The organism is Candidatus Sodalis sp. SoCistrobi (assembly GCF_900143145.1).
Lineage (GTDB): Bacteria > Pseudomonadota > Gammaproteobacteria > Enterobacterales > Enterobacteriaceae > SoCistrobi.
The window spans coordinates 1-6,557 of sequence record NZ_FRDB01000167.1 but is presented as its reverse complement, the minus strand read 5'-3'; the positions used below and the strand labels follow the sequence as shown (position 1 = coordinate 6,557).

The 6,557-nt window shown below is 53.7% G+C and carries 8 protein-coding genes and 1 pseudogene; 3 read left to right on the top strand and 6 right to left on the bottom strand.

Features of this window, described 5'->3' with window-relative positions; genetic code table 11:
• A partial coding sequence (locus CINSTRO3249_RS11370; protein ID WP_254304354.1) for a flagellar biosynthesis protein FlhF occupies nucleotides 1-1,360 on the top strand: 1,360 nt, incomplete at its 5' end.
• Between the two features lie 20 nt (nucleotides 1,361-1,380).
• Here CINSTRO3249_RS11370 and CINSTRO3249_RS11365 read toward each other — a convergent pair.
• Together CINSTRO3249_RS11365 and CINSTRO3249_RS18030 are read right to left on the bottom strand one after the other, a co-directional pair.
• Nucleotides 1,381-1,518, bottom strand: a pseudogene (locus tag CINSTRO3249_RS11365) (macro domain-containing protein); the annotation flags it as partial.
• Between the two features lie 267 nt (nucleotides 1,519-1,785).
• Nucleotides 1,786-2,091, bottom strand: coding sequence for a hypothetical protein (locus CINSTRO3249_RS18030; protein ID WP_371441381.1), 306 nt, complete (start codon nucleotides 2,089-2,091; stop codon nucleotides 1,786-1,788).
• 263 nt (nucleotides 2,092-2,354) lie between these two features.
• On the opposite strand from CINSTRO3249_RS18030, the gene CINSTRO3249_RS18025 reads away from it, so the two are divergent.
• Nucleotides 2,355-2,843 carry a hypothetical protein gene (locus CINSTRO3249_RS18025; protein WP_371441380.1) on the top strand — a complete coding sequence of 163 codons (489 nt, stop codon included), beginning with the start codon at nucleotides 2,355-2,357 and terminating at the stop codon, nucleotides 2,841-2,843.
• Between the two features lie 72 nt (nucleotides 2,844-2,915).
• On the opposite strand, the gene CINSTRO3249_RS17235 is transcribed toward CINSTRO3249_RS18025, so the two are convergent.
• Together CINSTRO3249_RS17235 and CINSTRO3249_RS11355 are read right to left on the bottom strand one after the other, a co-directional pair.
• A complete protein-coding gene (locus tag CINSTRO3249_RS17235) occupies nucleotides 2,916-3,080 on the bottom strand; it encodes a hypothetical protein (protein ID WP_174249778.1) in 165 nt (54 codons plus the stop codon).
• A gap of 405 nt (nucleotides 3,081-3,485) precedes the next feature.
• On the bottom strand, nucleotides 3,486-3,668 hold the full coding sequence (locus CINSTRO3249_RS11355) for a YodC family protein (protein WP_074013368.1): 183 nt from the start codon (nucleotides 3,666-3,668) through the stop codon (nucleotides 3,486-3,488).
• A gap of 648 nt (nucleotides 3,669-4,316) precedes the next feature.
• Between CINSTRO3249_RS11355 and CINSTRO3249_RS11350 the strand changes: the two genes are divergently transcribed.
• Entirely contained in the window at nucleotides 4,317-4,763 is a 447-nt protein-coding gene (locus tag CINSTRO3249_RS11350; RefSeq protein ID WP_074013367.1) for a hypothetical protein, read from the top strand.
• A 293-nt stretch (nucleotides 4,764-5,056) separates the two neighbouring features.
• Here the strand turns inward: CINSTRO3249_RS11350 and CINSTRO3249_RS11345 are convergent, their stop codons facing one another.
• Complete coding sequence (locus CINSTRO3249_RS11345; RefSeq protein WP_074013366.1) at nucleotides 5,057-5,779, bottom strand: phosphohydrolase; 723 nt, start codon at nucleotides 5,777-5,779, stop codon at nucleotides 5,057-5,059.
• Between the two features lie 549 nt (nucleotides 5,780-6,328).
• The coding region (locus CINSTRO3249_RS11340; RefSeq protein ID WP_143146879.1) for an integrase core domain-containing protein at nucleotides 6,329-6,557 on the bottom strand (229 nt) is incomplete at its 5' end.

The window sequence follows — 6,557 nt, the reverse complement described above, 5'->3', positions numbered from 1 at the left end:
CATAGGTATCTACACATTTATCGTGATACCTGTTATTACTTTGCAGAATGATTTCAACCTATCTGTTGGCGGGATTGACTCTCGCCTTACCCGCCGATATCAGACGCTGGTTAAACAGCATATGACGCCCGCGGCTCTTCTTGCTTCTGCGGTTAAAGACCTCGCAAGTGCTCAAAAATCAACTTTCGCAACTACCCAAGCTGTCTGGCGTTTTCTGAATAATAAGCGAATTAGCTTCAGTCAACTCAATGAGCCAATTATTTCGCTAGCACTTGAGCAAATTTCGCTTAGCCCGCATCCATACGCTCTCGTTGTTCATGATTGGTCACGTTTACAATTTCTTTACCATCATGCCAAATACGGACGCTTAAAAATGACGCACGGTGGCGATGTTGGATATGAACTTCAAAGCAGCTTGCTGGTTGATGCTGGCACGGGTTTGCCAATAGCGCCTCTATCTCAGACACTTACCGATGCAACCGGTTGTCATTCAACGTTGGCGGAAGGACTGTCCGAACGGCAGACACATATGGACGCCTTGACGACCGATATTGCCCGTGTGGAATCGCTTAATATAGGTAAAAAGCTGATTCATATAATTGATAGAGAGGGTGACTCTATTGGACATATGCGGACGTTGAGTACTCAAGGAATATGCTGGCTTATCCGAGGAAAAGAAGGACATGGTGCAGAGTGGCAAGGTAATTCATTGAAAATTGGTGAGATTGCTGCTCTTCTGCCATACAACGGATGCGGACAGGTAGACTGGAAAGGGAAAAAAGCTGATATGGAAATCAGTGAAACCTCGATAGTCATAACCCGAGCTGCGCAGCAGAAGCGTAAAGATAAAGAAACCGGCCGCCGCATAAAAATCCAACCTGGAGAGCCTCTGACGGTCAGATTGGTTGTTGTTCGGCTTACGGATGATCTCGGTAATGTGGTGGGACGCTGGACGCTGCTTACAAACGTTTGCAGCGAGATCACCTGCGAGGAAGTAGCTCGTTGGTATTACTGGCGCTGGAATATTGAATCATTTTTTAAGTTGCTGAAAGGTGCCGGACATGACGTAGAAACATGGCTTCAGCGCAGCGCGCCAGCCGTACTACGCAGGTTGTTAATAGCCAGTATGGCTGCTGTTCTGGTATGGCGGCTGCAACGCGCTGAAGGAGAAGAAAATGCGGCAGCCCGCCAGCTGATATGTCGCTTGTCAGGACGACAGCAAAAGCGAGGCCGCAGAGAGAGCGCTCCTGCTCTGCTCACTGGCCTATCCATCTTGTTGAATACACTAAAATTATTATCGGAATATAGTCTGGAAGAACTTACTCATTTAGCGAGAGTTGCTCTTAAGCCTCCTCCCTGATGTGTAGATACCTATGCCCTCAGTGCCGGCCCCGCCGCACGATGAATGGCGCCATCCACACCACCTCCGCCCATCAGCTGTTGATTGGCCGCATTAACAATGCCCTCCACCGACAAGGTGGTGATATCGCCGGTCATGAGGTGAATTCGGCTGCGCATTATTTCTCCTCTCATCTTTGCACGGGGAGAACCATTATCCCCTTTGCCGGTCATAAAGTGAACGGCATGAAAACCTCGACGGGCCGAGTTAGCGCCCGCACGGGGCTATCGCATTTCAAGCGCTTTTCGTTCGCGTACCTTGATGCTGAGTCTACGCTTAAGGGACACGCTTCATTCGCCCTGCACGGTGTAACACCGTTACGGTTAGGGAGACGTATTATGCAAGACCAGATTATCCATAACCTGCCCGCGATCCACGGTCCTTCTTTATTCCAAAGCTTTTTCCAGGGCGGCTTCGACTGCTCCACCGAATGGCGCGGCGACGGCCGCCGGCTCGATATCATTCATTCCAGCGGTCATGAAATGCTGGCGGCGAAAGATTATGCCCAGTTGGCCGCCTGTCATCTCACTACCGTGCGCGATGGGCTGCGTTGGCACCTCATCGAGGCCACGCCCGGCCAGTATGACTGGTCCAGCTTTCTGCCAATGTTGCACGCCGCACAGGCCAACAGGCTGCAGGTTATTTGGGATCTGTGCCACTTCGGCTGGCCGGCCCACCTTGACATTTGGCAACCCGCGTTTGTCGACAGTTTTGCCCGCTTCGCCGGGGCGGTTGCAGCGCTGGTGCGCGGTGACGGGGTGGTGCAGCCCGTCTATACCCCGATCAACGCGATGTCTTTTTGGAGCTGGGCCGGCGGCGACATGGCCTCTATCGCACCGATGGCCTCCCGCCAGGGCAAGGCGCTCAAACAGCAGCTGGTCCGGGCGAGTCTGGCCGCGATGGCGGCGATCCGCGCGGTGGATCCCTCCGCCTGCTGCAGTTCGAGGTCTGGGACATGCTCTGCGGCCGCGATACACCAGCGCTGGGCGGCGCTGAGGAGTGGCTGGATATCATCGGCGTCGGTTACCGACCCGGCAACCAGTGGTTCTACCAGGGTGAGACGATTGCGCTGGACGACGGTCATTACCGGCCGTTCGCGGCCATCTTGCAGGAGGTATGGCAACGCTATCAACGCCCGCTGCTCATCGCCGAAACCGGGGCGGAAGAGGACATGCGCGTCCCCTGGGCGCGTTATATTTTTGAACAGGCGGTGCAGGCGATGCAAGCCCATGTGGCAGTGGAAGGTATTTGCCATTATCCTATCGCCGATTACCGCAGTTGGAGTGAAGAAAAGCATCGCCCTTTCGGCCTGCTGGGGATGCAGGACGTCAACGGTTGTCGCTCTCTTTACGAGCCTTTGGCGCTGGAGTTGCGTGGTCAACAAATACGCCTGGCGGGGCTGCTCAAGGATGCGGAGCCGGGCAATCAAGCGGTTTCCGCCTGATACGGCGGGTGAGAATGACGGTGGGGATGCATTGGCGGGGCATTAGGTCGGCACAGGCTTACCGCCCCGCCATCAGGGCAGCTTTCTATAGCATGACTGTGCATCTATAGCGTCCGCAGAGTGACGGAGATCGTTGAACCAGGCGATACCAAACAGAACCGTCACGGCGATTAAAATGGATATTAACAAACCGATTAACAGCAATAATTTTGTCTCATCAAGTTTGCTGGATTCCATATCTGTTCCTTTCCCTCGCCGATAATCAGATTGTCCAGAGTGTCATCAAACTGACAAAGATGATAAGGGTTCCTGAAGCGATCGCTAATACCGCTATGGCAAACTGCCCATCGCTCAACGTCTCGCGATGATATTTCTTGCGACTGATTCGACGGCGTATTTTCACAACAAATCATTCTAATGGAGCGACGGGGGAACCCAACCGGACCGGCCGGTGAAACAGCAGATAAAGTAGGTGAAATGAAAAGTGAATGCAAGAGGAAACGGTGCAGCCAGCGGGCTTAATCGCCGGCGGATCTGGCGCCAAAACAACGGCGAGAGCGTAATGTAACGCCTATTGTACGGGCTGGGCGAGCCGGTGCGCCCTGCGGCTTAACTCTGCGTGGCCGTCGACGGCGGTTGACTCTAGCACACGCCAAAATCCCCTTCTTCTTTATAAAGCGTCAGTTCTTCCGGTTTAAATGCCTGACTCTTGTCTTCGCCGGAAGCCATTATCTTGCAGTACACTAACCCGCTTTCCACTTTGACTACGCTCATCACGGGCCCCCCTTTTATCGGTTGCACGATATCGCCGGTGGCAAATGTCATCCTATCCTCCCGCCCGCAGGCTAATGGGTGAGTTATCCTGGCTCACCAGCCAGGCAAATCATCGGCAACATCATCAACCGGCTTCGGATCCATCGCCCCTTGTTCGCCGGGTTGTGTTTGTTGCTACTGTGCCGGGGGTACCTGCTGTGGGCCGTCATCGCTCACGATCGCGTTAGCGCATCCTACTCTATTATCCGGTCGTTAATCATTAGCCTAGGAGCTGCCATCGGGGGCGTCAAATCGGCGACATATTAATGAATCTTATCTCGCGCCGCGCGGTGTACCCTCGAGCAAAGGACGGGGCAGCCGGTGCTGCTGTGTCCCCTTTGCACAGCCACTGGGGCATCTTTCCCCCTGCGCGCCGTTCAACAGGTCAAATAAACGTCGAAAAACGGGCAATAGCAGCCGGTCAAGGCGATAACAGTCCGGGTAAATAGGAATGACTCGCAATCATGAACAAAGCCTGCCGTTAACGGCCTCCCCGGCGCCTTGTGCGGGCGGCGGCAAAACAATCTATATTATTCATAATTAAATAATGACAATAAGAAAAATTAACGTGATATTTCAAGTTCATTCATGGATGTAGAGAAAGTTCGGGCCTGAGGCAAATCCTCGACCAGGCGTGGCGAATTTTCTCAGGAGGGCGCCATGTTTAGAAAATATTCCACCGATTTCGCCATTGCCAGCCTGGATGCCCAGGGCGTTGTCCGCCGTTCGGGTTGGATAGTCGTTTACTGTACCCACCCGGTGACCCGAGAGTACCTATGCGCAACGCAGGAATACTTGTTCGTGGGCGCCCTACTGCCGCCCCATAGCTATGCCGATAAACCGGCGTTGCCGGCGCAACGCCAAGCACGCGCATTGGTGCGCAGCTGTGATGGGCGCTGTTGGCAAACGGTGGACGATCTGCGCGGTAACGTGGCCTATCGCAAGGACACCGGTCGGCGGCTGGTTATTGATTTCCTGGGCGGTTTGCCGACAGAACTGACCCTGCTGGCCCCGAGCTCGCCGAACGATACCTGGGATGGTCAGAAATGGGCCCAGCCGAACAACCATCACTGTCATAGCGGCGCGGACCCCGAAATCCCCGGTTAATCGTACCCTGACCCGTTGCCACAGCCTGTACGCGGCAGGCGACCAAGCTGCAGCGCCGGCATCTTCTTTTCGCGACAGCCTTTGTAAGACTCATCGACGACGTCTTCATCATTGCAGCCGCGCGCGCACATTATTGCGCCCTGTGTTAACACCCGCACCTGTTGACGGCGTAATATCAAGCACGTCCTTCCTCCAGCAGGCGGACGTGCTGCGCACTACCGGCGCCGGCTGCGGACATCTCAGTAATCAATAATAAAAAACGCCATCGATAGCAAACAAGGGCACGAAACATCTTACTCCGCCGCAGGTTGCCCCTCCGCTATATAGCCCATACCAAATCTGTCCAGTGTTCCCTTATCCAGCTGGTAATATTCCCCTTTTAATTCCGCACACAGTTTACTCATAAACGTCACCAGATATTCAATATTATAGCGGGCCATCTCTCTTCCCAGCTCCGTTTGCATACTGTCAGCCAAGGTTAATAATTTGGTTTGGAAATGATCAAAAGTATAATTGACATCATCCAGCGGCCGGTGCAGCGCCAGCGGATCCTCGGCGTGAAATAACCCACGGCCCAATTGCCCGGCCACATGAAACACCCGCGCTAACCCAATGGCGCCCAAAGATTCCAGCCGATCGGCGTCTTGCACGATTTTTGCCTCCAGCGTTTCCGGCGTAATGCCGGCGCTGAAGCTGTGCGCTTCAATAGCATGCGCCACACCGCCATACAGCCGCGCCGGGAAATCGGGGAAATAGTCGGCGAGGATCTTCTGTGTCCGCAGCGCAGCTTGCCGCGATGCCAAATGACGTTCGGGATGGTTTTTGGGTAAATTGACCACGTCGTGGAAATAACAGGCGGCTAATACAATCATTTCATCCGCATCGGTAAACTGCATTATTTTACGGGCGGTTTTCCAAACCCGACTAAAATGGGCAATATCATGCGCTTTGTCATCCTGAGGAAAATGTTGCTCCATATACTCCTGAAAATGACGTTCCCAATCCTCTAAAGTCATATCCCACTCCTGCTTGCTATTAATTGCAATAGCATTATTTAGCTATCGCTTACTGCGTGATCTCGCCGAAATAGCCTTCGATGCGACAGCTTAGCATAATTATTCGCTAAAAAGCGGCGCAAACAATATTGCAGGTTATGTCTTATTCCGACGCAAATATCCTTTATTAACCGGGCGCACCGCGCAAATGCGCCATGTCGCTTATCGACCGACCGATGTGTCTGCCTGGTGGCGATAAACACATCCCTTATCACCCTCCCGCGCGTGCTGACGTGCGGCATGTCGCTTATCGACCGACCGATGTGCCTGCCTGGTGGCGATAAACACATCCTTTATCACCCTCCCCCGCGAGTGCTGACGCGCTGACGTACTGACGTGCGACATGTTGCTTATCGACCGACCGATGCGTCTGCCTGGTGGCGATAAACACATCCCTTATCACCCTCCCACGCGTGTTCGGGCGTGCTGACGTACTGGCGTGCGGCATGTCGCTTATCGACCGACCGATGTGAATAACCCCGAGTTTATTAGAGAGTAATTTTGGCAATACTACGCCGCTTCCTCTGATGCTAATTGCAAAGCGTAATAGTTCATTTCGGCTTCAGTAGGAGGGATGTAACCCAGCCGCCCGAGCAGCCTTCTGTTGTTGTACCAGTCCACCCAGTCCAGCGTGGCCAACTCCACTTCCGTCCGGTTTTTCCAGCTCCCGCGGTGGATAACCTCCGTTTTGTACAACCCGTTGATACTCTCTGCCATCGCATTATCGTAGGAGTCGCCG